At 69.1% G+C, this 25297-nt stretch carries 23 protein-coding genes and 1 pseudogene; 11 read left to right on the top strand and 13 right to left on the bottom strand.

The window, feature by feature from the left end:
* Nucleotides 1–16: 16 nt before the first annotated feature.
* Nucleotides 17–1651, bottom strand: a complete 1635-nt coding sequence (locus OG975_RS45405) for an FAD-dependent monooxygenase (protein WP_406335602.1) — start codon at nucleotides 1649–1651, stop codon at nucleotides 17–19.
* A gap of 266 nt (nucleotides 1652–1917) precedes the next feature.
* Here OG975_RS45405 and OG975_RS45410 point away from each other — a divergent pair, with 266 nt between their 5' ends.
* Nucleotides 1918–3621: a hypothetical protein gene (locus tag OG975_RS45410; protein WP_406335603.1), complete on the top strand. Its 1704-nt coding sequence runs from the start codon at nucleotides 1918–1920 to the stop codon at nucleotides 3619–3621.
* 47 nt (nucleotides 3622–3668) lie between these two features.
* On the opposite strand, the gene OG975_RS45415 is transcribed toward OG975_RS45410, so the two are convergent.
* Together OG975_RS45415 and OG975_RS45420 are read right to left on the bottom strand one after the other, a co-directional pair.
* On the bottom strand, nucleotides 3669–4166 hold the full coding sequence (locus tag OG975_RS45415; RefSeq protein WP_406335605.1) for a TIGR00725 family protein: 498 nt from the start codon (nucleotides 4164–4166) through the stop codon (nucleotides 3669–3671).
* Between the two features lie 71 nt (nucleotides 4167–4237).
* The gene (locus tag OG975_RS45420) at nucleotides 4238–4735 is read right to left on the bottom strand and encodes a hypothetical protein (RefSeq protein ID WP_406335606.1); all 498 of its coding nucleotides are present in this window, start codon (nucleotides 4733–4735) and stop codon (nucleotides 4238–4240) included.
* Between the two features lie 252 nt (nucleotides 4736–4987).
* Between OG975_RS45420 and OG975_RS45425 the strand changes: the two genes are divergently transcribed.
* Complete coding sequence (locus OG975_RS45425; RefSeq protein ID WP_406335607.1) at nucleotides 4988–7528, top strand: discoidin domain-containing protein; 2541 nt, start codon at nucleotides 4988–4990, stop codon at nucleotides 7526–7528.
* Between the two features lie 364 nt (nucleotides 7529–7892).
* Here OG975_RS45425 and OG975_RS45430 read toward each other — a convergent pair whose 3' ends face one another.
* From OG975_RS45430 to OG975_RS45440, 3 genes are all read right to left on the bottom strand, one after another.
* Nucleotides 7893–8630: an SAM-dependent methyltransferase gene (locus tag OG975_RS45430; RefSeq protein WP_406335608.1), complete on the bottom strand. Its 738-nt coding sequence runs from the start codon at nucleotides 8628–8630 to the stop codon at nucleotides 7893–7895.
* A gap of 36 nt (nucleotides 8631–8666) precedes the next feature.
* Entirely contained in the window at nucleotides 8667–9344 is a 678-nt protein-coding gene (locus OG975_RS45435) for a class I SAM-dependent methyltransferase (RefSeq protein WP_406335609.1), read from the bottom strand.
* A 122-nt stretch (nucleotides 9345–9466) separates the two neighbouring features.
* Nucleotides 9467–9856, bottom strand: coding sequence for a RidA family protein (locus tag OG975_RS45440; protein ID WP_406335611.1), 390 nt, complete (start codon nucleotides 9854–9856; stop codon nucleotides 9467–9469).
* A 72-nt stretch (nucleotides 9857–9928) separates the two neighbouring features.
* Here OG975_RS45440 and OG975_RS45445 point away from each other — a divergent pair, with 72 nt between their 5' ends.
* Nucleotides 9929–10837 (top strand): LysR family transcriptional regulator, encoded by a 909-nt coding sequence (locus OG975_RS45445; protein ID WP_406335613.1) that lies wholly within the window; start codon nucleotides 9929–9931, stop codon nucleotides 10835–10837.
* A gap of 84 nt (nucleotides 10838–10921) precedes the next feature.
* Here OG975_RS45445 and OG975_RS45450 read toward each other — a convergent pair whose 3' ends face one another.
* Nucleotides 10922–11884: a nitronate monooxygenase gene (locus OG975_RS45450; RefSeq protein ID WP_406335615.1), complete on the bottom strand. Its 963-nt coding sequence runs from the start codon at nucleotides 11882–11884 to the stop codon at nucleotides 10922–10924.
* A gap of 86 nt (nucleotides 11885–11970) precedes the next feature.
* Here OG975_RS45450 and OG975_RS45455 point away from each other — a divergent pair, with 86 nt between their 5' ends.
* Nucleotides 11971–12513 carry a GNAT family N-acetyltransferase gene (locus OG975_RS45455; RefSeq protein WP_406335616.1) on the top strand — a complete coding sequence of 181 codons (543 nt, stop codon included), beginning with the start codon at nucleotides 11971–11973 and terminating at the stop codon, nucleotides 12511–12513.
* A 127-nt stretch (nucleotides 12514–12640) separates the two neighbouring features.
* On the opposite strand, the gene OG975_RS45460 is transcribed toward OG975_RS45455, so the two are convergent.
* From OG975_RS45460 to OG975_RS45470, 3 genes are all read right to left on the bottom strand, one after another.
* Nucleotides 12641–14071, bottom strand: a complete 1431-nt coding sequence (locus tag OG975_RS45460) for a hypothetical protein (RefSeq protein WP_406335617.1) — start codon at nucleotides 14069–14071, stop codon at nucleotides 12641–12643.
* 218 nt (nucleotides 14072–14289) lie between these two features.
* Nucleotides 14290–15858, bottom strand: a complete 1569-nt coding sequence (locus tag OG975_RS45465; RefSeq protein ID WP_406335618.1) for an SMI1/KNR4 family protein — start codon at nucleotides 15856–15858, stop codon at nucleotides 14290–14292.
* A gap of 195 nt (nucleotides 15859–16053) precedes the next feature.
* The gene (locus tag OG975_RS45470; protein ID WP_406335620.1) at nucleotides 16054–16461 is read right to left on the bottom strand and encodes a VOC family protein; all 408 of its coding nucleotides are present in this window, start codon (nucleotides 16459–16461) and stop codon (nucleotides 16054–16056) included.
* Nucleotides 16462–16636: 175 nt separating this feature from the next.
* On the opposite strand from OG975_RS45470, the gene cpt reads away from it, so the two are divergent.
* The gene (gene cpt / locus OG975_RS45475; protein ID WP_406335622.1) at nucleotides 16637–17170 is read left to right on the top strand and encodes a chloramphenicol phosphotransferase CPT; all 534 of its coding nucleotides are present in this window, start codon (nucleotides 16637–16639) and stop codon (nucleotides 17168–17170) included.
* 90 nt (nucleotides 17171–17260) lie between these two features.
* On the opposite strand, the pseudogene OG975_RS45480 reads toward cpt, so the two are convergent.
* Nucleotides 17261–18003 (bottom strand): annotated as a pseudogene (locus OG975_RS45480) (SDR family NAD(P)-dependent oxidoreductase).
* 240 nt (nucleotides 18004–18243) lie between these two features.
* Here OG975_RS45480 and OG975_RS45485 point away from each other — a divergent pair.
* From OG975_RS45485 to OG975_RS45510, 6 genes are all read left to right on the top strand, one after another.
* A complete protein-coding gene (locus OG975_RS45485; protein WP_406335623.1) occupies nucleotides 18244–19158 on the top strand; it encodes a hypothetical protein in 915 nt (304 codons plus the stop codon).
* 146 nt (nucleotides 19159–19304) lie between these two features.
* Nucleotides 19305–20135, top strand: a complete 831-nt coding sequence (locus OG975_RS45490) for a PP2C family protein-serine/threonine phosphatase (protein WP_406335624.1) — start codon at nucleotides 19305–19307, stop codon at nucleotides 20133–20135.
* Nucleotides 20136–20182: 47 nt separating this feature from the next.
* Entirely contained in the window at nucleotides 20183–21190 is a 1008-nt protein-coding gene (locus OG975_RS45495) for an MASE1 domain-containing protein (RefSeq protein WP_406335625.1), read from the top strand.
* 179 nt (nucleotides 21191–21369) lie between these two features.
* Nucleotides 21370–23010 carry a phosphoglucomutase (alpha-D-glucose-1,6-bisphosphate-dependent) gene (gene pgm / locus OG975_RS45500; protein ID WP_406335626.1) on the top strand — a complete coding sequence of 547 codons (1641 nt, stop codon included), beginning with the start codon at nucleotides 21370–21372 and terminating at the stop codon, nucleotides 23008–23010.
* A 272-nt stretch (nucleotides 23011–23282) separates the two neighbouring features.
* Nucleotides 23283–23762, top strand: coding sequence for an SRPBCC family protein (locus tag OG975_RS45505; RefSeq protein WP_406335628.1), 480 nt, complete (start codon nucleotides 23283–23285; stop codon nucleotides 23760–23762).
* A gap of 50 nt (nucleotides 23763–23812) precedes the next feature.
* Nucleotides 23813–24076, top strand: coding sequence for a transposase (locus OG975_RS45510; RefSeq protein ID WP_406336747.1), 264 nt, complete (start codon nucleotides 23813–23815; stop codon nucleotides 24074–24076).
* A gap of 167 nt (nucleotides 24077–24243) precedes the next feature.
* On the opposite strand, the gene OG975_RS45515 is transcribed toward OG975_RS45510, so the two are convergent.
* Both OG975_RS45515 and OG975_RS45520 read right to left on the bottom strand, forming a co-directional pair.
* Nucleotides 24244–24456: a hypothetical protein gene (locus OG975_RS45515; protein ID WP_406335629.1), complete on the bottom strand. Its 213-nt coding sequence runs from the start codon at nucleotides 24454–24456 to the stop codon at nucleotides 24244–24246.
* Complete coding sequence (locus OG975_RS45520; RefSeq protein ID WP_406335630.1) at nucleotides 24453–25082, bottom strand: AAA family ATPase; 630 nt, start codon at nucleotides 25080–25082, stop codon at nucleotides 24453–24455. Before OG975_RS45520 ends, OG975_RS45515 begins: the two co-directional genes overlap by 4 nt.
* Nucleotides 25083–25297 lie beyond the last annotated feature (215 nt).

Raw genomic sequence — 25297 nt, forward strand, 5'->3', positions numbered from 1 at the left:
CGAGGGACGGGGCGTCCTACCCCTCGGCGGCTGCGGCGAAGGTGAGCGCGAGGTGAGTGGCCAGGTGGGGCGCGGTCGGCGGGGAGAGGCGGGCGCCGATATATCCGTCGGGTCGGATCAGGAAGGCCGTGGGCTGATCCGCCACGTCGTAGAGATGGGCGAACTCACCGCGAGCGTCGCGGTACACCGGCGCGGTGGACGCCAGGGCGGGTGCGTCGGGGCGACGTATGACGTAGGTGTCGACGTGATTTCCCGAGAACTTCCGGGCGGTCCGCGCGAGTTCGTCGGAACCGTCGCCGTACAGGAGCAGCACATGTCCTTGGTCGCGCAGGAGGTCGTACAGCCGCAGCGGATAGGTGGCGATGGTCCCCATGAGGCCGCCGCAGTCCGGCGCCCGGTCGCCCGGCTGGAGGCCGGGGCTGTCGCCGGGCGGGTCCACGATCGGGCTGCCCCGGTAGGAAACGAGTAGTTGCGCCAGCTGCAGCAGCAAGGTCTGGGGGTCGGTCGGATCGGCCTCGATGCCCTGTGCGGCGTGCCGGACCGTACGGCCCACGACCTCCTCACCGACCGGCCGCCGTTCGGCGTCGTAGCTCGCCAGCAGGCCGGGGCCGGCGGCGCCCTCGATGGCCAGGGCGAGCTTCCAGGCCAGGTTCCAGGCGTCCTGGATCCCGGTGTTCATCCCCTGCGCGCCCGTCGGCGGGTGGATGTGCGCCGCGTCCCCGGCGACGAAGACCCGGCCGTCACCGTAACGGTCCACGATGCGATGGCTGATACGGAACACCGAGGACCAGCGCATGGCGGAAGCGGTCGTCGGCCGCGGCGACATCCGGTCCACGACGGTCTGGATGTCGCCGAGTGCGGGGGCCTGGCCGCCTTCGATGCCGTGCGCGACACCGTCGGCCGACCCGGCTGCCCCGGCCTGCCGCTCTGTGGAGAGCTCGGGCGGGACCAGCATCGACATCCGGTACCGGCCCCGGCCGGGCAGGGGGATGCACACCAGCAGGTCGTCCACCGCGCCGTCGGTGTCCCGGTGCATGGCGCGTACGCCGTAGCCCTCCGGCAGGTCCCAGTCGACCTGCACGTCGGCGAGCATGTACTCCTCCGGGAACGCGCTGCCTTCGAAGGTCAGACCGAGCCTCTTGCGGACGAGACTGTGCGCGCCGTCGCAGCCCACCAGGTAGCGGGTACGGACCTCCTCCTCGGTGCCGTCGGCCGACCGCAGCCCGACCGTCACCCCCTCGGCATCCTGGCTGAACGACACCAGTTCCGTGCTCCGTTCGATCCAGGTCCCGTACCGGGCGAGGAACTCGGTGAGGATGCGCTCCGTCTCGTACTGCGGCAGCGCCGCGAAGCCGTACGGCACCTCGGGCGGCAGGACGAGTTCGACGCGGGGCTGCTCGACGCCGTTGACGTACGTCAACTGCCCACGCATCGGCACGGCCGCGTCCAGGGCCGTGCGGGCAAGCCCCATGCGGTCCCAGATTTCCAGGGTGCGCGGCTGGATCCCCACCGCCTTGGCAAAGGGGAGCCGCACCGGAAGCCGGTCGACGATGCGGCAGCGCACCCCGCGTCTGCGCAGTTCCGCGGCTGCGGTGAGACCCACCGGGCCCGCGCCCGCGATCACCACGTCGGTTCCGTACGTGTGCGCCACGGGTGCCTCCCTGCACGCGGCCCCCGACGAGTCGATCAGCTTCCATCGTGGCCCGGGCGCGGCGGGAGCCGCTACTCGATCACGGGACGGGGCCGGCCGTGACCGCTGTGCGACCGAGATCGTTTTCCAGTCCCGGCGGCAGATGGTCCTCGGATCCTTGACCCTGGAGGGGACGGCATGTGCCGAGCATGGCGTGTCCACATGTCCCTCGTGGAGGATGGACTCGTACCCGCCGCCTGGTCGACCGTACCTTCAGGGAGAGCAGGATGGACTACTACGATCTCGGCACCCACCACCGCCCCGTGACGACGTCCTCCTCCGCTGCCCAGACGTGGTTCGACCGCGGGTTGATCTGGGCGTACGCCTTCCACCATGAGGAAGCCGTCTCCTGTTTCGAGGCCGCCGCCGCGGCGGATCCCGACTGCGCCATGGCCTACTGGGGCATCGCCTACGCCCTGGGCCCGAACTACAACAAGCCCTGGGAGTTCTTCGACGGCGCGGACCTGGCCCGTACCGTCGAGCGTACCCACGCCGCTGTGCGGCTCGCCCAGGAGAAGGCGGACGGCGCCACCCCCGTCGAACAGGCCTTGATCCGTGCGCTGCGGGCTCGCTACCCGCGGGCGGAACCCGTCGAGGACTGCTCGGTGTGGAACGAGCCCTACGCGGACAGCATGCGCGGCGTGTACGAACTCGCCCCCGACGACCTCGATGTCGCCACGCTCCATGCCGACGCGCTGATGAACCTCACGCCCTGGCAACTGTGGAACCTGCGGACCGGCGAACCGGCCGAGGGCGCCCGCACGGTGGAGGCCAAGGCCGTACTGGAGCGGGCGCTTGCCACCGAGGCGGGGAAGGAGCACCCCGGGGTCCTGCACCTGTACATCCACCTCATGGAGATGTCGTCCACCCCCGAGACCGCCCTGCCCGTCGCGGACCGGCTGCGCGGCCTGGTGCCCGACGCCGGCCATCTTCAGCACATGCCCACGCATCTGGACGTGCTGTGCGGCGACTACCGGCGCGTGGTGGCGGACAACAGCCGCGCGATCGTCGCCGACGAGAAGTTCCACGCGCGCGCCGGTGCGATGAACTTCTACACGCTCTACCGGTCACACGACTATCACTTCAAGATCTACGGGGCGATGTTCCTCGGCCAGTCGACGACCGCCCTGGACACCGCCGCGCAACTCGAGGCGTCCATCCCGGAAGAACTGCTGCGGGTGCAGAGTCCGCCCATGGCGGACTGGCTGGAGGGCTTCCTCGCGATGCGGGTCCATGTCCTGATCCGCTTCGGCCGCTGGTCCGACATCCTGCGGCTGCCGATGCCCGCGGAACCGCGGCTGTACTGCGTGACGACGGCGATGCTTCATTACGCGCGCGGCGTCGCTCTCTCGGCCACCGGCAGGATCGCCGAGGCCGAGGACGAGCGCGAGAGGTTCCGTGCGGCGGTTTCCCGTGTCCCGCAGACACGCATGTTGTTCAACAACACCTGCGCCGACATCCTCGCGATCGCGTCGGCGATGCTCGACGGAGAACTGGAGTACCGCAAGGGCCATCACGACATCGCCTTCGCCATGCTGGAGCGGTCGATCGCGCTGGACGACAGCCTTCCCTACGACGAGCCGTGGGGCTGGATGCAGCCCACTCGACACGCGTACGGAGCGCTGCTCCTCGAACAGGGGCGCGTGGCGGAGGCGGAAGCCGTCTACCGGGCCGACCTGGGACTCGACGGCACCCTGCCCCGGGCCTCGCAACACCCCGGCAACGTCTGGGCCCTGCACGGCTTCCACGAGTGCCTCGTCCGTCTGGGCAAGGTGGGGGAGGCGCAGATCGTGGCCCAACAGCTGAAGATCGCGCTCGCCGTCGCGGACGTACCGATCGAGGCCTCCTGCTTCTGCCGCCTCGAAGCCGTCACCGGTGCGGGCACCGCCTCGGGCGCTGCCTCAGGCACCGCCGAGGCCGGCTGTTGCTGAGCCCCGTCTGCTGGAAGAGGTTCACGCGGTCTGTGTGTCGCAATCCGTCAACGACGCGACAGTACGTGGTCGACGGCCTCGGCGGGCGTCGAGACCTCGACCAGCAGTCGGGCCTGCCCAGAGGCAGCGGCCCCGGCCGGCGGAGTCCAACTGCGCAGCGCGGCAACCGGCTTGCCTGCGTGCAGCGCCAGCGCCACCTCACTGAGCGTTCCCCAGCTGCCTCCCACCGCGATGAGGGCATCGCAGGTATTCACCAGGACGCCGTTGCGCAGTTCCCCCAGACCGGTCGCCAGGGCGACGGTCAGGTACGGGTTGGCAGCGGTTCGGTCTCCGCCGGGCAGTACGCCGACGACGGTGCCGCCCGCCGCGCCGGCGCCCTCGGCACAGGCCTGCATGACACCGCCGAGCCCGCCGCACACGACGACCGCACCACGCTGCGCCAGCAGTCCGCCGACCTGCCGGGCCAGCTCTGTCTCCCGGGCAGTTGCTTCGCCCGGCCCGGCCACTGCGATGTACGGGCGGTGTCGACGGCTGGAGTCGGTCAAGGCAACCCCCAAGGAATCGGCCTGTGCACCACAGGAGTACATCCATGCCCACGGCGACCCACGTACCGAGCTTATGCACCAACCGTGTGCTTGTGCATCACGTCGAGGTAGTGCCGATCACGGTGCGGCACGTGGTTGTCCCGTCCCGGCAGGCTGAAGACCGCGCACACGTCAGCGGGTTGGGTGATCAGGCTTGACTGCCGGCCGAAAGTGAGAGTGCTGTTGACCGCATGCCGGCAGCCTGCGGCGTCCAGGGCGGCGATCAGCTCCTCGCGGAGGACGGTGGCGCCGAATGACTCGGAATCGGGCAGGACGAGCGGCGGAAGTCTGGCGGTCGAGCCGGGCCAGAGGTCGATCCAGATTCCACTGACGGCCCGCTGAGTGACCGATAGCCGCAGACCGGCCCAGGAGTACGGGTAGCCGTCGATATCGGGCCCTTTAAGGATGTGGGCGGGGTGCGGGCGCCCCGGGCCGAGGAAGTCTTCAGCCTCAGCCAGGGACATTCCGCAGCTCAGGGGCCCGATCCGGCCAGTGCGGGCGAAGTCGACGAGCACGTCCATCAAGGTCACGACAGTGACTGTGACACCCTCCCGAGCCAGTTCGCACCCCGATATCAGCGCGGCGCCGCCGCGCGTAGGAGATGAAGAAATTCGCGTCAGAGGGCTTGCCCCCTTGATGGCTCATTACTTAAATCAAACCGTGAACTAAGCGCCACGGGAAGCCGGTTCACCCCCAGGCGTCAAGAGGGACGGAGCTGACCCGTCCGTTCCGAACGCGTTGTGTTCGCTCTGCTCTTCACCCCACCCGCATGGAGCCACGACATGAGACTCAGAGCCTTGGGTGTCGCGCTCGCCGCCATGGCCGCGCTCATCACCCTGCCCCTGCAAAGACCGGCCGCCGCTGCCGACCTACCGCTGTCCCAGGGCAAGACGGCCACGTCCTCGTCCGACGAGAACGCGGGCACCCCCGCCCCCTACGCCGTCGACGGCAACACCGCGACCCGGTGGTCGTCGGCCGCGACCGACACCCAGTGGTTGCAGGTCGACCTCGGCACCACGGCCTCGGTCACCAAGGTCGTCCTCAACTGGGAAGCGGCGTACGGCAGCGACTACCGCGTCCAGATCTCCCCGGACGGGAGCACCTGGACCGACATCAAGACCGTGACCGGCGGCGACGGGGGAGTGGACAGCCTCGACGTCTCCGGCCAGGGCCGCTACGTACGGATGTACGGCGTCCACCGCGCCACCCAATGGGGCTACTCCCTGTGGGAGTTCCAGGTCTACGGCGACACCGGCACGACACCGCCCACCACCTGCGACTCGGCCAACGCGGCGCAGGGCCGGCCGGCCACCGCCTCCTCCACCGAGAACGCCGGAACCCCGGCGTCCGCGGCCTTCGACGGCAACACCGGCACACGCTGGTCCAGCCAGGCCTCCGACCCGCAGTGGGTCCAGGCCGACCTGGGAACAGCCCAGGACCTCTGCGGAATCGACCTCAACTGGGAGACGGCGTACGGCAAGGCGTTCCAGATCCAGGCCTCCACGGACGGCCAGAACTGGACCACCCTCAAGACCGTCACCGACGGCACCGGGGGCACAGCTTCCTACGATGTCTCCGGGCAGGGCCGCTACGTACGGATCTACGGGACGGCCCGGGCCACCGGTTACGGGTACTCGCTGTGGGAGGTCGCCGTCCACACCGGTTCAGGAGGCACTCCGCCCGTGCAAGGCGGCGGCGACCTCGGCCCCAATGTCATCGTCGTGGACCCGTCGACGCCCAATCTGCAGCAGCAGTTCGACCAGGTCTTCGCCCAGCAGGAATCGAGCCAGTTCGGCTCGGGCCGCTACCAGTTCCTGCTGAAGCCCGGCACCTACAACGGCATCAACGCCCAACTCGGCTTCTACACCTCAATCTCCGGGCTCGGCCTCAACCCCGACGACACCCATATCAACGGTGACATCACCGTGGACGCGGGCTGGTTCAACGGCAACGCCACCCAGAACTTCTGGCGTTCGGCGGAGAACCTCTCGCTCACTCCCTCCAACGGCACCGACCGCTGGGCGGTGGCCCAGGCCGCGCCCTTCCGCCGTATCCACGTGCAGGGCGGGCTCAACCTCGCCCCGGCCGGCTACGGATGGGCGTCGGGCGGATACATCGCCGACTCCAAGATCGACGGTACGGTCGGCCCGTACTCCCAGCAGCAGTGGTACACGCGTGACAGCTCGGTCGGAGGCTGGACCAACGGCGTGTGGAACATGACGTTCACCGGTGTGCAGGGAGCCCCGGCGACCAACTTCGACAGCGGCCCGTACACGACCCTGGACACCACCCCGGTCTCCCGCGAGAAGCCCTTCCTCTACCTGGACGGCAGCGCGTACAAGGTGTTCGTACCGGCCAAGCGCACGAGCGCCCGCGGCGTTTCCTGGCCCAACACCGCCGGTACGTCCATACCGCTGGACCAGTTCTACGTCGTCAAGCCCGGCGCGACCGCGGCGACCATCAACACGGCCCTCGCCCAGGGCCTCAACCTCCTCTTCACCCCGGGCGTCTACCACCTCGACCAGACGATCAACGTGACCCGCGCCAACACCGTCGTCCTCGGCCTCGGCCTGGCCACGATCGTGCCGGACAACGGCATCGACGCCCTGCACGTGGCGGACGTGGACGGCGTCAAGCTCGCCGGATTCCTTATCGACGCCGGACGCACCAACTCGGACACCCTGCTGCAGATCGGCCCGTCCGACGCCTCCGCCGACCACTCCGCCAACCCCACCACCGTGCAGGACGTGTTCGTACGCATCGGCGGCGCGGGCCCCGGCCTCGCCACCAACTCTGTTGTCGTCAACAGCGACGACGTCGTCATCGATCACACCTGGCTCTGGCGCGCCGACCACGGCGACGGGGTCGGATGGGACACCAACCGGGCGGACTACGGCCTGCGCGTCAACGGCGACGACGTCCTCGCGACCGGCCTGTTCGTCGAACACTTCAACAAGTACGACGTGCTGTGGAACGGCGAACGCGGACGGACGATCTTCTTCCAGAACGAGAAGGCGTACGACGCGCCCAACGCGGCTGCCATCACCCATGACGGCATCGTCGGCTACGCGGCCTACAAGGTCGCCGATTCCGTCGCCGTACACGAGGCATGGGGCCTGGGAAGCTACTGCAACTACACGTCGGACCCTACGATCGTGCAGGCCCACGGCTTCCAGGTGCCCGTGAAAACGGGGATCAAGATGCACGACATCCTCGTGATCTCCCTGGGCGGCAAGGGCCAGTACGCCCACGTCATCAATGACACCGGCGCCCCCACATCAGGGACGGACACCGTTCCGTCGAAGGTCACTCAGTTCCCGTGACCGGAGCCGCCGTCGACTGACAGGCGCGAGGGTGCCGGTGCTCTGCCCTACAAGAAGCTCGGCACCCTCCCGCCGTTCGCTCACGACCCGAGCGCCGTTCGCTGTGGGCTCCTGGGCGAGTGAGGTGGCTTCGCGCTGTGCCTCGTGCTCGCCGTGGCCGTCCTCCTGCGCGGCGCGGCGCGGTGCCGTTGCTCGCACTGACGGTCCTGCTCGCGGCGCCCGCCGCCGAGCGGACGGGACGCCACCCGGCACCGCGCCCGCCGGCCGACGCCGACCGCGTCATCGACTGAGCGACGCGACACCGGGAACTCGGCCCGCCCGACGCGTGGATGCACACTCCGCTCGCCGGGCGGGCCTTCCCGTGTCAGTGGGATGTTTGACGCAGGATCAGGCTGACGAAGCCCCAGGCGTCACGGTAGACGCGCAGCCATTCCGAGCGTCGGGCGGTCGCTGTCTCAAGGACCTGAGAGCTGTCCGGGTCGGCAGGGTGATCCAGGGCCCATGCGGCGAGCGAGCCCCAGCAGGCCCACTCGTAGTCGTCCAGTTCGCCGCGTGTGCTGACATGGCCGTGGACAGGAGTCCATCCGTCGGCGACGACAAGGTCCACCGTGGTCGCCAGGTCGGCGTAGTCCCCGAGCGTCTCGATGGCTTCGGGGGAGGGCTCGCGGTCCCAGAAGCCCTCACCGATCAGTACGCGTCCCCCGGGTGCCAGATGAGTGCGTGCCGCCGCGAGAGTGGGCAGCAGGCCGCCGAAGGCGTGCGTGGCCCCGACACTGAGCACCAGGTCGAAAGAGTGCGGGGAGGTGAAGCCTTCGGCTTCCTGGTGGTGGAGTACGAGGCGATCCTCGACGCCGAGGCGGATCGCGGCCTGGCGGGCGTCCGCCAGGGAGTCCTCGGAGACGTCGACGCCCTCGGCGTACAGCTGAGGGTCTGCGGCGAGAGCGCGCAGAAGCCATTCCCCGCCGCCGCAACCAAGGTCGAGTACACGCTTGCTGCCGGGCGGCAGGCCGCGTTCCAGAAGCCGGCGTACGGAGTCGTCGTCGACGGGCGACTTGATCGGGTGGTCGGCGTGGGCGAGCTTGGATATCTGTTCATGATTCACCGGCGCAGCCTGGCAGTGCCGGTTGGTGCTCGCATCTCATTTTCGGCGGGGAGGAGCCTGGTGACGTGAGGCCGCCTTGCGGGCGAGGATCTGCAGCCCCGCCGATTCATGGCCGTTCATGGTGTTCACGGTGGTCCGTCGGGTGTCGACCGTCTCGAATTCGGCGAGCAGGGAGGTGAACCAGTCGGTCGCGTGGTGGCGGCAGACCGCGCCGTCGCTGGTCTCGAACACCCCGTAGGTGCCGTACTGTTCGGCGAATCGCGCGTAGCGCTCGCGGTTGCGCCGGTCGTCCTGAAGCGGCAGGTCGCTGAGGTAGAGCAGTGCGCCGGGCTTGAGTACGCGGTGCAGCTCGCCGATCAGGCGCCGCTGGGCTTCGTCGCCGGGGATGCAGGTCAGCACCGCGAAGAGCACGACCACGTCGACGCTCGCGTCCGCCCAGGCCAGTGTCGGCGGTGTGTCCAGCACCGCGAAGCGCATCGCGGGGTGCAGGCCGCGGGCCCGGGTGATCATCCCTGGCGATGTATCGACGCCGGAGAGATTGCCGAAGCCCTGCTGTTCCAGCTCTTCGAGGGTTCGTCCGTAGCCGCAGCCGTAGTCGAGGATCGCGGCGCTTCGGCCCACGCCGTCCAGCCACGGTGTGTGCAGCGGGTGCGTGAACCGTTTCGTCGCCGCGGCGGCGTCCCAGTAGGCGGTCTGGCTGTCGAGGTCGGACATGGCGGATCCTTCCATCGGCGTTTCGGGGAGGAGGGTCACGCTGCCATGTACTCGGTGTGTTCCACCAGGTAGTCGCCCCCGGGGCACGACACCTCCATCCGCCGGCCCGTTCGCGCAGCCTGTTACGCGGTGGCCCGTCGCGCGTACACCTCGATCTCGATCTTCATACGGGGATCGAAAAGTTCGCACATCAGCATCGTGGCGGCCGGCCGGACCTCGCCGAAGCAGCGGCGCAGGACCGGCCAGCAGGGCTCGAAGTCCTCGCGGTCGGGCAGCAGATACCGCACCCGCACGACATCGGCGAAGCCGCACTGCGCCTCGGCCAGCGCGGCCTCGATATTGCGCAGGCACTGCGCGGTCTGCTCCACCACGTCGTCGGAGATGGTCATGGTGGCGTAGTCGAAACCGGTCGTCCCGGACACGTGAACCCAGTCGCCGTCGACCACGGCACGGGCATAGCCGATCTGCTCCTCGAACGTCGAGCCGCTGAGGATCGCACGTCGCTCTGTCATGCGCGGAACGCTAAGCAACCAGCGCGGATACGTCTAATACTGCAACAGGCATGACCTGATATCTCTAGGCGTATGGAGCGCCCCGAACTTCCCCTGCAGCAGCTGCACGCCTTCATCGTGCTCGCCGAGGAACTCCACTTCGGCCACGCGGCCGCCCTTCTGGGCATCGCACAACCGCCCCTGAGCCAGCAGATCCGCCGCCTGGAGGACAAGGTCGGCCACCCGCTCTTCCATCGCGAACCGGGACGCGTCACCCTCACCCCGGCGGGCCGGCGACTGCTGCCCGCGGCCCGGCGAGCCCTCGCCGACCTCGCGGACGGCCTCGCCGCGGCCCGGGACATGGGCAGCGGTCGGGCCGGCCGTTTGCGGATCGGCTTCGCCGCCTCCCTCGCCCTGACCGTCCTGCCCGGCGTGCTGCGAACCTTCCGGGAGCGGTTCCCCGCCGTGCACCTGGACATCCACGAGATGACCACCGCACCGCAACTCGCGGCCCTGCACGACAAGACCATCGACATCGGCCTGCTGCGCGAGCCGCCCACCGACGAAACACAGCTCGGCTTCAAGACCGTACTCACTGAGCCCTTCGTGGCCGTGCTGCCCTCCGCGCATCCGCTCGCGGCCCAGCGGACCATCCGGGTAGGGCAGTTGGCGGACTCGCCCTTCGTGCTGCTGCCCCGTCACGCCGGCCCGCGGCTGCACGACCAGATCGTCGGCTTGTGCACCGCGTCGGGCTTCACGCCCCGGGTGGCCCAGCACGCCGTGGAGTGGCAGACCGTCTGCGCCCTGGTGGAAACCGGCCTGGGCGTCTCCCTCGCCCCGGCGAGCATCCGGCGCATCCGCCTCAAAGGCATCGCCTTCCGCGGGATCGAGCCCAGCACCGCCCGCACCCGAGTCGCCGTCGCCTGGCGCAAGAACGACCCAAGCCCCCTGGTCGCAAGCCTTTTGGCGACGGTCAGTCAAGATCCGCCGAAGAGGCCCTAGCCGGCACGGTGCCGGCGTTCTCCGTTGGGCACGGCTGACAACCGGGGGCCGCGGCGAAGAGGACAGCGGGGCGGGCGCTCTCGGTCAGTGCCTCCCGGCTCGGGCCAGGGCGTCCTCGGCCTGCGCGGCCAGGGCGGCGACGAGGTCCGCTGCATGGGGGAGGTCGGTGATGAGGTCGACCGCCTCGCCGGCCCATACGGGCAGCGGGGGAACCTCGCCTCGTGCCACGTCGTCCTGGTAGGCCTGTTGCACCTGGGGATCCGCGGCGAGTTCCGCTTCCCGGCCCCGCCATTGGTCAAGGTAGCGATGGCCCAGGGTGCGAGCGGTGTACCGCGCGGGCCACTGGGAGCCGCGGGCGATGTCGAGGACACGGTTTCGCTCCGTGTCCTGCCCGCGTCCCTCGACGATCGCGGTGGTGATCGCCGGGTGGACCACGGCTTCGGCCGTGGCCTGGAAGCGGGTGCCGATGACCGCCCCCGCCGCACCCAGGGCCAGGGCGGCGGCCACGCCGCGGCCGTCGGCGATCCCGCCGGCCGCCAGCACCGGAACGGGTGCCGCCAGGTCCACCACCAACGGCACGAACGGCAAGGTGGACCGTCCGTGCCGGGAGCCGTGTCCACCGCTCTCTGTGCCCTGCGCCACGATGAAGTCGGCGCCCAGGTCCCCCGCCTGCCTGGCCTCCTCCAGGTCGGTGACCTGAAGGATCAGTGCCGCGCCCGCCCGGCGGATGCGCTCGGCGAAAGGGCTCGGGTCCCCGAAGGACAACATCACCGCCCTGGGGCCGTGCTCCAGTACCCGCTCGACCGCGCCGACGTCGATCGCCCAGGTCCACAAGCCGACACCCCAGGGGCCCGTGGTGCCCTTCGCCACGATGGGCACCTCTCGGGCCAGCCAGTCCGCGTCCCCGTTCCCGGAGCCCAGCAACCCGAGCCCCCCGCCGCGCGAGACGGCCGCCGCCAGTTCACCACCGGCCGAACCACCCATCGGCGCCAGCGCGATCGGATGCCGCACACCGAACAGCTTCGTAAACGCCGTCGACAACGTCATGACCGTCATCATGTCCCGGGCCACCACTGAAGGTCAGCCCCCGGTTATCCTGCCTCGTCCTGAACAAGCCAGGGAGGTCCCCCACCATGAGCAGCACCACATCGTCCTTTCCCGAGCGGATCGAGCTCTCGGGAGAGGGTCTCGTCCTCCGCGACTGGACGGAGGCGGACCTGGCCGCGATGCCGGAGCTGTTCGACCATCCCGACATCGCGTACTGGACGCCGATCGTCTCCCCCTTCGACGACGCGGCCGCCCGCGCACGGCTGGACCGGGACCGGCAGCTGCGGGCGGAGGGCACGACCATCCTGCTCGCCATCACCGTCGACGGCGGCGCACCGCTCGGCGAGGTGATGCTGCGGCGTGCCCCCGAGGGCACGGAGCTCGGCTACGCGGTCGGCCCGGCGCACCGCGGCCAGGGGCTGGCGGCGCGGGCGGTGCGGGTGATGGCCGCGTACGCCTTCGAGCAGCTGGGCGTGCGTCAGGTGATCCTGGAGCTGGAAGCCGAGAACGCCGCCAGCGTCGCCGTGGCCACCAAGGCGGGCTTCCACCTGCTCGACGTGCCGCTGATCACGGGTGAGGAGAAGGGCCGGCCCTACGCCCTGCAGACGTGGGGCCGGAACCGCCCCTGACCCTCAGCCTCCACCACGAGCACCCGATCGCACGCTCACCCCAGGCCCATGACCGCCGGCTTCAGGAGGAACAGACCGGCCCCGGATCCTCCCGGCTTGTGTCCTACAGGGCTATGCCGATTGTGTCCTACGGGGCTATGCCGACGCCGTCGATGCGGCTCCAGGCCTTCTCCTGTGCCGTGGTCAAGGCCGGCCAGCCGAGTCCGCCCGGGCGGGCGGCGACACGGGAGGCGTACGGCGAGGGGTGGAAGCCCGGGTCGTAGAAGCATCCCGTGCCGTAGGCGCGGTCGAACGTGGCGCAGGACGCCGCGATCGACCGCGGGTTCGGCTTCCTTCCGGTGCGGACCCATGTGTCCAGAGCGGAGAGGGAGTTGGCGTACTCGGAGTCGCTCAGTTGGCTGTGGTCGTGTTCCTCGGTGAATGTCTGCACGAGGTACTTGTCCCGGTGGGCGCCCTGAAGGGTGGCACGGTAGGCCGCCTCGTGCTCGACGAACGCCGTCGGGTCGTCGATCGCGTGCAGGGTGAGCACCGGGAGGGCGATTTTGCCCGTGAGGTCGCTGTCGTAGGACAGGTCCCGGACCGCGGTCGGATCGGCGGAGAACCGCTCGACTCCGGCGTTGAGCGCCTCGTCGTCGTGCGATCCGGCGTACGACACCCCCTGATTGCCGAACGGGTTACGGCCGCCGAGGCGGTTGTGGACCAGGTCGCGGAACGTGAAGGTGGCGAAGCGCAGATGGGACTCCAGGGTGCGCTCCGGGATTCTCGTCACGGCGAGGATGTCGTCGAGGTTGCGCTGCTGCTGCGTCGTGCGGTCCTCACGGGCGGAGGCGTAGCCGGTGCACTCCTGGAGGCGGGCACGCAGGCCGTTGGTCGTCAGAGTGGAGTCGGCCCGCAGTCCTTGCCACAGCGGGTACTGAGGTTCGGTGGGCCGGGGGAGGTTGTGGCAGTAGTACTGGTAGACCACCCGCAGGTCGACGCGGTAGTCGTAGCCGCGGGAGCCGCCGGCCAGGACTCCGTTGGTGAGCAGCGCCCCGTCGTAGGGGCCGTTCTTTCCGCCGTAGAGTTCCACGACCTTGGCCGCGACGTTTCCGCCCCAGGACTGGCCGTGCACATACGTCCGCTTCGGGCTGCCGAACTCGGAGACGAACAGACGGCGCACGTTCTCGGTGTCGGCGGCGGCCATCCGCGTGCCGTAGCCGCCGCGGCGGTAGGACGAACCGGCCCAGGCATAGCCCTGGTCGACCATGACTGCCCACCGCCCCAGGTCGTCGAGGCTGCGCTCGGGGTCAGAGCCGTCGCCCAGGTCGGGGCCGCCGTGGGCGTGCACGATGAGCGATCCGTTCCAGTGCTTGGGAACGGCGATCGCGTAGTAGGCGCCGTTGGAGTCCCTACCGGTGTAGCAATTCGCCTTTTCGACGAGATCGACCGGGCACGGGGCGGTTGTGGGGCGTTGAGAGTCCGTCGCAGCAGGTGTTGCGGCAGCCGTCGTTGCAGCCGTCGCGGCAGGCGTCGCGCCTGTGAGCGCAGCGACGACGAGGCTCGCCGCACCGACGGCCAAAACCGTGCGAAATCCCTTACGGAGTCTTGTGCCTGTGTGCTGGGGTGGTTTCCGCCTGATCAAGGTCTTGCTCCTTGCTTTCGTCGGCGCATCCTCGCGCCGCGATGCTAGGAACAGGCGTGCCGTTGGACCATGGTTCGATCACTTCTGTTCATAGTGTTCGCCGTCCTCGGCAACGGGTGTGCCTGAGGCCGTTGACGCCGATCACATGCCGGGAATCACCCGCCGTCGGATTCGAGGATGCCGGTGGTGCGGAGCGCGTCCCCGGTGTCGAGGCCGAGGCGGGCCGACCAAGCCAGGGCCTCGTCGAGCGGGGCGTCGTCGTCGGCCAGGCGGGCGGCAGCGAGGGTGGGCGGCACCTTGCCGTCGTCCAGCAGGACGGTCCACTGCCGTGCGGTGAGGGACAGGTATCGCAGGTCGGGCAGGTCGGCGAGGACGGTCAAGTCGCGGACGTCGGCCCTGGAGAGGTCCAGCCCGCGCAGGTTCGGGACGGTGCGCAGCGGGGCGATGTCGAGAGGGCCGGTGGTCCCCAGATCCAGAGAGGTGAGATCGCGGTGGCCTTCGAGCGGGGTGAGGTCACCGCCGTCCAGGGTCACGCGCAGCGACTCGATGGGCAGTGTGCGAATCGGCGCCAGGTCGGCTGTGGCGCAGCGGTTGAGGTGCAGCAGGCGCAGGTTCGGTCCGGCGATGAGCGGGGTGAGATCGACCGGGCCGACGGCGCCGTTGACGTGGATGGCCTGAAGGGTGGGCGGGATCTCGTCGGGGATCTCGCCGATGATCCTGTGGGGGCCAAATCTGCGGGCGGGCTCCAGCAGGGAGATGTAGTCGCCGTCCTCCTCGTGGGCTCCCTGCTCCAGCAACTCCAGGTAGTGGCCGAGCAGCGAGGTCACCGAGTCGGCGACGTGGGCCGGACCGTCGTGGTAGTCGCGGCCGATACAGATGACCTGCCCGGGGCGGCCGTTCCGGGCAGGGGACAGGTCCACCGCCAGATAGTTGCCGTCCTCGCCGGTGCCGAAGGGCAGCCAGGCAGGGTGCCCGCCGCAGCGCCGGACGGTGCCGGGCGGGTCGGGGTCGAAGACGATCGATTTCCAGGCCAACTCCCAGCCGTACCAGACCGGTTCGCGCTGGGCGGCGTGGATGGCGACCATGGCCTCCAGCGCCAGCCAGGCGTGGCGTCCGAACAGGTACCGCTGTTCGTAGTCGATGCCGTCGCCGTCGGCGATCATGTACAGCGCCCGCAGATCGGCGGGCAGCGGTCGGCCGATGCGGCGTTCGGCCTGGTCGAGGGCCGCTGCGGACGCGGGCGGCGGCAGTTGCTCGGGCCGCCCCAGGATTGCGGCTCGCCGCCTCATGTACTCCCGGAACCGCGCCACCGCCAGCTCGGGATCGCCCTCCGGAGCGGCCGTACCCTCCTCATGCTCGCAACCGGGCTGGGGGAGCCGGTAGTCGGTGTCCAGGACGGCCTGGAAACCGCCGTCCCGTCCGCGCAGGCTGGTGATCGCGTCCGTGGTCGCGACCAGTCCGTACTCGCCGGACGGCCGGCACTCGATCTCCATGCTGGTCCGCTCCCAGCCCCGGACCTTCCTCAACGCCTCCGCCAGGTTGCCCAGTTCCGTGAAGGGGCTGGGCACCGGGCTGCGCCACAGGGGTGTGCCGGGGACGGTGTAGCCGCCGGACACCGAGACTCCGCCCCGGCCCGCCGTGCTGGTCAGTATCGCCCGCGTCCAGCCTGCCGGCGCGCTCGCGATGATCCCCTCGGCGATCCGCCGCGCGGCCCGCTCAACCATGTGATGCCCCCGTCTTGTCGATGCTGCCGGTCATCATGGCAGTGGGCACTGACAGGGCTGATAGGCCACCGTTTCTGGACCGGCGCGCGCTCCAGGGTCAGCTGATGAACACACACGCGCACCCCATAAACGGGGCCCCGGACCGTGGCGTGGCCGGCACCGTGCGGCGCCGGCCACGCGGGAACCTACGGACGGTCAGCCATCGCTACCGCTTGCCCGGCTGCGCTGGCGCAGCGAGATCTGGTTGCCGTCCGGATCCACCGCCTCGATGCGGACGCCGAACGCGTAGTCCTCCGGTTCGGGCCGGTCGAATGTCACACCGCGGTCGCGAAGCACCGTGAAGTCCTTCCTCAGATCGTCCGATTCCAGGAAGACCGCACCAAGCCCGGTGCCCGGCTCCACTTCGGCCGACTGCCCCGAGGCGGCAGGGCGAGGCCAAAGGATGATCTCGAGTGAACTGCCAGGGACGCCTATGGTCAGGAAGCGTCCTTCAGGACCCGGATGGTCGACGCGCTTCTCCAGGCCGAGCTGATCCGTATAGAACGTCAGCGCGCGGTCTTGATCGGTGACATGCAGCGTCACATACATGATGTTTGTCAGCATCGTGTTGTCCCGTCCATCTAGGGGGTCGTGTTGCTTCGTCACTTCACTGACGGACCCCGACGGGAGAATGTGACGGATGGACGGGAAGACACTGCGGGTCGACGGCTGCGAGGAGCGCCGGACCCGCAGAGAAAATCGCTTCGAGTGCCGTGGCGGTTGCCTCTAGCGTGACCTGATGACAACTCAGGTGATCGTGTTGAACGGCGGGTCCAGCTCGGGCAAGTCCGGGATCGTCCGGTGTCTGCAGGCGGTACTGCGGGATCCGTGGCTTGCCGCCGCGGTCGACTCGCTGATTGAGGCGATGCCCGCTTCCCTGCAGACATCGGACGCAGGAATCGAATTCGCCGCGGATGGCGGTGTGAATGTCGGATCGGCGTTCCGGGCGCTGGAAGCAGCGTGGATGGAGGGGGTTGCCGCGATGGCCCGTGCAGGTGCCCGGGTCATCGTCGATGACGTCTTCCTCGGCGGAGCCACGTCCCAGGAGCGGTGGCAGAAGGCTTTGGGCGGACTGGACGTGCTGTGGGTTGGCGTCAGGTGCGAGAGTACGGTCGCCGCGGGCCGCGAGATCGCCCGCGGGGATCGGGGCCAGGGAATGGCCGCATCGCAGGCGGAGATGGTTCACCGGGGCGTGGTCTACGACCTGGAGGTGGACACCACGCACACGGAGTCCCTGGACTGTGCGCAGGCTATCGCCGCCCAAGTCAAGTGATCGAAAGCCCGACTGTCGGCCGTGAGGGTTCGCAGGGTTGGTCAGGCCTGCGCCTGGCCGCCACGCACCCTGGACATCGGCGAGGACGTCTCACCGCCCGCCCTTCCTGTCACGCAGCCAGCCCTCGAATTCAACGGCGACGATGCGCTCGTCATGCACGCCGACCGCGTAGTCGGACGCCAGCCAGACGATGGGCGGGCCCATCACCGTGGGCTCCAGGAACTCCCGGCCCTCGGGCATGGTGTCGAGGGGGAGCATCCCCGTTACGGTCGGGCCCCCGGGCAGGAGCAGGTTGACGGTGATGCCCGTGTCGCGCAGGTCGGCGGCCATGATCCGGGACAGCGACTCGCTGCCGGCACGCGACGGCCCGTAGGGGACGAACCCGGCCCGGTGCATGGTCGAATCACTCACCGAGATGTTGACGATGCGGCCGCCGCCGGCGGCCAACATGCGCGGCGTGACCTCGCGGGCCACCAGGAAGTAGCCGGTCAGATTGGTCTCGATCACCGCACGGAAGCCGTCGACCGGCACCTCCCAGAAGCCCTGCGGGTGCGTCATGAAGCGCGGGTTGACGGTGCGCATGCCGATCCCGGCGTTGTTCACCAGCATGTCGATGCGCCGAGCCGCGACCACGCCTGGTCGACCGCCCTGGCCACCGATGACTCGTCTCGCACGTCCATCTCGATGCCGACCGCCCCCGGCAGTTCGGCGGCGGCCGAGCTCGCGCGCCGGCCGGATCGGCCGGTCAGCGCGACCGTCGCTCCCGCCGTGGCCAGGGCGGAGGCCATCGCGAGTCCCAGTCCGCTCGTCCCGCCGGTCACCAGCACCTTCATCGGATACCCCAGTCCCACGAACGGCCCCCTCGCGCTCGCCGACCGTGGTCGTCGGCCGCGTTGAAGCACTCATGACCGCGACGCTAGGCCTTGGAGAACGCTCGAAGTCAAGCGCTCAAGAAGTGACCGTGCACGGCATGGCTGGTTTCGTCGACGCCCCCTTCCTCACCTGCGGGTCAAGCACTACTGCTTGACGATGTACAAGGCGGGGTCCAGATCGATCGAGAGGGAACACATGCGATGACTCATACGGGGAGCACCGGCGAGAGCGATCTGAGGATCACCAAACCCGAGGAGCGGGCCGCCTCCAGCCAGGAGGAAATGACTTCGTTCGACGAGATCTACGACCAGCCGGACCCCAGAGACTTCTTTCGCGTCCTGGGCCGCTGGGACTACCAGACGCCTCAGCACGCCCAGGGGGTGTTCCGCCGCATGGCCGCAGCCCGCGCGCGAACCGCCCGCGCCACCGACCCGGTCACAGTGCTGGACATCTGCTGCTCGTACGGCATCAACGCGGCCCTCCTCAACCACGATCTGACGCTGGAAGACCTGTATGCCCACTACACGTCCCCTCAGGCAGCAGCGCTCACCACGGCTGAGCTGATCAAGTGGGACCGGGCCTACTACGCAGCACATCGACGTCCCGACGCGGTCCGAGTGATCGGACTCGACACAGCTGCGAACGCCATCGACTACGCGCTCGCCGTCGGTCTGCTGGACGAGGGCTTCGCCGAGAACCTGGAAGTGGCTTCTCCCACCGCTGCCTTCCGGCGCGCCGCGCAGCCCACACGGCTGATCACCATCACGGGCGGAGTCAGCTTCCTGTCCCCCCGCACCTTCCAGCCGCTCCTTGCCGCCGCCCAGCGACAGGTGTGGGTCGCGGCGTTCGTTCTGCGTACGGGCTCCTACCAGCCCATCGCCGACGGGCTGACGCCCTACGGTCTGATCACCGAGAAGGCGGCTGCCCCGACGTACCCGCAACGCCGCTTCACGAGCGCGCGCGAGCAGCGGCATGCCATTAACGCGGTGACCGCCGCCGGCGAGGATCCTTGTGGGAAGGAGACCGCAGGTTACTTCCACACCGCGGTACACCTGTCACGGCCCACGAACGACGCCACAGCCCACCCGCTCGCCACCTTTCTGCGAGATGTCTGAGACCGGTGCGCGTAAGCGCGGACGAGCGGCGCTCGGCCAGTGTGAGCATCGTTGTCGGGTCGCGCGCCGCCCGTGTCGTTATCATCTGATTGAGGAGCAATCCATACTTTTGCCTTGATAGTGCAGCTTTCCTCCCGGGGTGGTCGATGTCCCGCAAGCGCCCGACGGGCGACGGTGACGAGCTGCTGGCCAGACTCGGGTGGCTGACCGCTCAGGCGCGTGAACGCGCGGAGTTCCAGCGCTCACAGGTCGAGCTGGCCATCGAGCTGCAACGCGGCATGCTGCCGGTAGACATGCCGACCGCACCCGGGTTCGACGTGGCCGTCCAGTACGCGCCGGCCTGCTACGGCCTCAATGTGGGCGGAGACTGGTACGACGCCTTCAAGCTGCCCGATGAACGCATCGGTCTCTCCATCGGCGACGTTCAGGGGCACAACATCGAGGCGGCCGCGTTCATGGGTCAGGTCCGGGTCGGCCTGCGCGCGCTCGCCTCCGTCACGAGCGAGCCGGGAGAACTCCTCGCCCGGACGAACGAACTCCTGCTGTCGATCGGCGCCGGGCTCTTCGCCACCTGCACGTTCATGCGGCTCGACCCGTCCACTGGAGTGCTGGAGAGCGCGCGGGCCGGACACATCCCTTGTGTCTGGGCGACGGCGGACGGAAAATCCGGCATCGCCGAGGACGAAGGAGGGCCGCCGCTCGGCATCCAGGTGGGCATGGAGTACCCGGTGACCCGGTACCGGCTCACCACGGGCGGAGTGTTCGTGCTGCTGACCGATGGTGTGGTGGAGGGGCCTTCGGTGAGTGTCGACGAGGGGCTCGACCAGGTGGTACGGCTCGCGGGTATCGCCGCCGTGGCGGGTATGTCGGCAAGCTCGCTCGCCGCCGCGGTGATCAAGGGTGCCGAGCGCGTGGGACACGAGGACGACGCGGCCGTACTGGTGGTCGGCCACGACGCGGCCGGCCGTCAACCGTAGGGCCGGACGCCACTCTCGCCTCGCCGACATGATGGCGTAGGTGTCTGATGGCTGCTGTGGTGGCTACACCTGAGCTGCGCCGACCGGTCGTCGTCGCTCTCCAGACGCTGGCGGTCGCGGCCTGCTATTACGCGGCGGGGCGGCTGGGACTCCTGCGGCAGCTCGTTGTCGAGGGCGCGGTGTTCACGCCCATCTGGCCGCCCACGGGCGTGGCGGTGGCCAGTCTGTTGATCTTCGGGATCCGTTGCTGGCCCGGGATCGCAATCGGTGCCCTCCTCGTCATCCTGTCCCTCACCTCGTTCGAGCCCTCCGCGATCGGCATCGTCGCGGGCAATACCGTCGCCCCGGTCTGCGCGTATCTCATGCTGCGCAAGGTGGGGTTCCGTATGGAGCTCGACCGCTTGCGCGATGGCGTCGCACTGGTGTTCCTGGGTGCCCTGGTCAGCATGCTGATCAGCGCGACCGTTGGCGTCGGCCTTCTGGTCCTCACGGGCAAGCTCGCCGCGGACGGCTTCTGGACGGTCTGGTTGGGATGGTGGGTGGGCGACGCGATGGGTGTCCTGATCGTCGCCCCCGTGCTTCTCATGCTGTACGTGGCACGCCGGCCTCTGAACCTGTCGCGATGGAAGGAGGCGACGGCGATGACTCTGGTGGCCGGCGTCCTCGTGCCGCTGGCCACGCACAGTCCGATCAGTCTGCTGTTCCTCGTCTATCCGCTGCTGATCTGGGCGGCACTGCGTTTCCCGCATACGGGCAGCGTGCTGTGCGCCCTCTTCGCCTCCGTCATGGCCACCATCGCGGCCACGGACGGCGTCGGCCCGTTCGCCCGGCTGAGTGACGTCGAGGTGATGATGAAGCTCCAGGCCTTCAACGGATCCATGGCCCTGACCGCGCTGCTCCTCTCCGCCGTGATCACTGAGCAGCGCAATACAAGACGCTCAGTGGAACTGGCCTGCCAAGAGCTGGTGGAAGTCCTGGAACACCTCGGGAATCCATCGGCCACGCCGCCGCCTGCGGCCGACGACGGCCGACGGCGACAGTACGGAACGCAGTGAGGCGCTCCCGTCCTCACGCAGCAGTCTCCGCGGCTGTCCCGCGGAGGGCGGCCCGGCGCGGTTGTGCCGAGAGCGCCTCCCGGCGCGCCTGGAGTCATCCTCCCCGCACACGGCCGCGGCGTTCGCTGAGGAAAGATGAGACCACAAACGAAGAAAAACCGATGTGGAGGTGCGGGCACATGCAGCACGAGCGAGCGGGCAGTCCGGCAGGCCCCGAGGATCTCGTCGACATCGCCCGGTTGGTCACCGCGTACTACGCGCTCCACCCCGACCCGGCAGAGCCCGGCCAGCGCGTCGCCTTCGGCACGTCCGGACACCGCGGGTCGTCACTGGCGACCGCGTTCAACGAGGACCACATCGCCGCGACAAGCCAGGCCATCTGCGAGTACCGCGACAGCCAGGGCATCGACGGCCCCCTCTTCCTGGGCGCCGACACCCATGCGCTGTCGGAGCCCGCGAAAGTCACTGCCCTGGAGGTGTTCGCGGCCAACGAGGTGTCGGTGCTGCTCGACAGCGCGGACGGCTACACGCCCACTCCGGCGGTTTCGCACGCCATTCTCGCCCACAACCGCGGACGGTCCTCGGGCCTCGCGGACGGGGTCGTGGTCACCCCGTCCCACAACCCGCCCGCCGACGGTGGCTTCAAGTACAACCCGCCGAACGGCGGCCCGGCAGGCTCCGAGGCGACCTCCTGGATCCAGGACCGGGCCAACGAACTCATCGCGGCCGGCCTCAAGGACGTACGGCGCATTCCCTACGCCAGGGCGCTGACCGCCCCCGGCACCGGCCGCTACGACTTCCTCGGCAGCTACGTGGCCGACCTGCCGAACGTGCTGGACCTGGACGCGATCCGCGCGGCCGGGGTACGCATCGGCGCGGACCCCCTGGGCGGGGCCTCGGTCGCCTACTGGGGACGGATCGCCGAACAGCATGCGCTCGACCTGACCGTGGTCAACCCGCTCACCGACCCCACCTGGCGATTCATGACGCTGGACTGGGACGGCAAGATCCGCATGGACTGTTCGTCGCCCTATGCCATGGCCTCGCTCATCGAGCAGCGCGACCGCTTCCAGATCGCCACGGGCAACGACGCCGACGCCGACCGCCACGGGATCGTCACACCGGACGCCGGGCTCATGAACCCCAACCACTACCTCGCCGCCGCCATCTCCTACCTGTACTCCCACCGGGAGCAGTGGCCCGCGGACACGGGGATCGGCAAGACGCTCGTGTCGTCCGGGATGATCGACCGGGTCGCCGCCGACCTGGGCCGTCGACTGGTCGAAGTGCCCGTGGGATTCAAGTGGTTCGTGGACGGGCTGGTCAGCGGCTCACTCGGGTTCGGCGGCGAGGAGTCGGCCGGCGCGTCGTTCCTGCGCCGCGACGGCTCGGTGTGGACCACCGACAAGGACGGCATCATCCTGGCCCTGCTCGCCTCCGAGATCACCGCGGTGACCGGGAAGACGCCGTCGGAGCACTACGCCACACTGACCGAACGCTTCGGCGAGCCCGCGTACGAGCGCATCGACGCCCCGGCCTCCCGCGAGGAGAAAGCCCTCCTCGCGAAGCTCTCGCCCGCACAGGTCACCACGGACACCCTTGCCGGAGAAGCGGTCACCGCGGTCCTCACCGAGGCTCCGGGCAACGGCGCGCCCATCGGCGGCATCAAGGTGACCACCGCCAACGCGTGGTTCGCGGCCCGCCCGTCGGGCACCGAGGACGTCTACAAGATCTACGCCGAGTCCTTCCTCGGAACCGATCACCTCCGCCAGGTACAGGAGGAGGCGAAAGCCGTGGTCTCGGCGGCATTGGGCGGCTGACACACGCGCGCGATCGACGACGTGTCGCACAGCGCGCTCGGTGTGCGGCGTCAGAGCCATTCCTGAGTGGGCCGACGAGGGCTGGTTCCGGTAGCAGCCCTCGTCCGCCACAGGAATGGATTCGCGCCTTCGTGGGCGAGGTCGAGAACCCGGGTGCGGGTTCCGCCCACACGACCGATGAGTTCCGCCTCGCCGCGTCGTCTGCATGTTGGGAACGTTCCCCTCCGCGCCTGCGGGAGGCCTGAGATGAGATGACAAGGAGCGTGCACACCGTGGACCAGGAGAACGTGAGCGCCACCCTGACTGTCACTGCGCCCGCCGAGAAGGTGTTCGCGGTGCTGGCGGACCCGACGATCCATTCCGCGATCGATGGCACCGGCTGGGTTCAGGAATCTGTCGACCGGACGCCGCTGACCGAGGTGGGGCAGATTTTCCGGATGGACATGTACCACGCCAACCATCCAAACGGTGACTACCAGGTGGTCAACAAGGTCCAGATGTTCGATCCGCCGCGTGCCATTGGCTGGCTGACGGGGCAGCAGCAGGGCGACGGTCACCTGGAGTTCGGCGGCTGGATCTGGCGTTACGACCTTGCGCCGCTCGGTCCGTCCGAGACCGAGGTCACGCTCACCTACGACTGGTCGGCGGTGCCGCAGTTCATCCGCGAGCGCGGCATCCAGTTCCCTCCGTTCGGCCCTGACCATCTCACCAACTCGTTGCACCACCTTGCCGAACTTGTTTCCGGTAGGTGATGTCGTCGCCCAACATGACCACTCAGTGCCGGAGACCTCTGACGCAGACGATGCCGGCTGGCGTCCGCTTTGATCTGACCGACGCTCAGTGGGCGGTGCTCGGACCGTTGCTGCCGGTCGGGGCGGGACCGGGGCGGCGGCCCGTTCACCTGCGGCGGCATTTGGTCGACACGGCGCGCTGGCGGGTGCGGGTCGGTGCGCCCTGGCGGGACGTGCTCGAACGCTACGGTTCCTGGCTATGCGTGTCCACGCACTACAAGCAACGTCACGCGGTCGAGTGCGGGATCAACAACTCAAGCGACACCGCCCGTTAGCCACGAGGTACGACAAGCTCGCCGTCCGCTACGAGGCCACCGTGCAGATCGCCGCCATCAATGACGATCAGCACGGCACCGGCGGTCCGCCGGAGGTGACCATGCTTGGTGCGGGTCGTGTCCGGTGCGCTGTACGACGGCGTTGAGCCGGACTGTTTGTGTCCTCTTCAGGGGCGCAGTACAGCGGCGGCCGCGCGCAGGAGCGCGGACACAGGTGGTCTCACCCACCGGGTGAGGTCACGTGGCAAGGCGGGGTCCAGCTCGATGGTCACTCGGACGTATCGGGTGTGCAGCTGAGTGACCTTGGTGTGGCGGGAAGCGGCGGCGACGTCCGGTTCGCGCTGCAATGCGGCTCGGTAGGTGTCCTTGCGCTGATTCACATCTTGTCCTGACGCTTGATGAGTTCGTCTGCGAGGTCCATGTACGCCGAGCCTTTGACCTCGACCGGGCTGCCGAACGACTGGGAGTACAAGTCGAGCCGTGGGATATGGGTGGACAACACGTCGAAGCCTCGCTCGGTGAGAGCTTCGCGGGCGTCGGCGTCGGGACCCGTGCGCGTGGCCTCGGGACGGTTTGTGCGGTTCAGCAGGACAGTGGCGCGGGCCGGCTGGGCGCGCAGGGACTGTACGTCGCCCATCTCGCGCCCAATAGGTGCCATGCGATCCAGCTCGATGGGGGCCGGGGTCACCGGCACGATCCACTCGCTCGCGTACCGCATGATGCTCCGGGCGATGTGGGCGTGGTCCTCCAGCTGCGGGGCGTCGAACACGACGGCCTGCCTGTTGCCGAGGAAGTCGTTGACGCGCCGGTGCACGTCGCCCACAGGAAGGGCGATCACGGGAAACGGGAAGCCACCTGCCAGTTCGCTCCAACGCAGCGCGGAGGACGCGGGGTCGCTGTCCACGAGTAGCGGTGAGAAGCCCGATTCGTGAAGCGCGTGAGCCAACCAGACCGCGCTGGTCGTCTTGCCCACTCCGGGTTTCAGGTTCACAAAGGCATGGCTCATCGACACAAGAGGCGACGTTAATGGTCGCGAGCGGCCGGCTGCCGTCGGCGCGGGGCACACAGTCCCATCGTTCACCCGGCGGCGCCGGCGAATCATTCGTATGGGCCAATGGGGACGTCACGAGTCCGCTCACGTGGCGATTCCGCGGCACGGCCACCCCCGCCCCCCCAGCCTCAGGCGTCGCGGGCTCGCCCTGCGTTGCTCGTTCGGCAGGA

This window comes from Streptomyces sp. NBC_00203, assembly GCF_045206325.1.
GTDB classification, from domain to species: Bacteria; Actinomycetota; Actinomycetes; order Streptomycetales; family Streptomycetaceae; genus Streptomyces; species Streptomyces lutosisoli.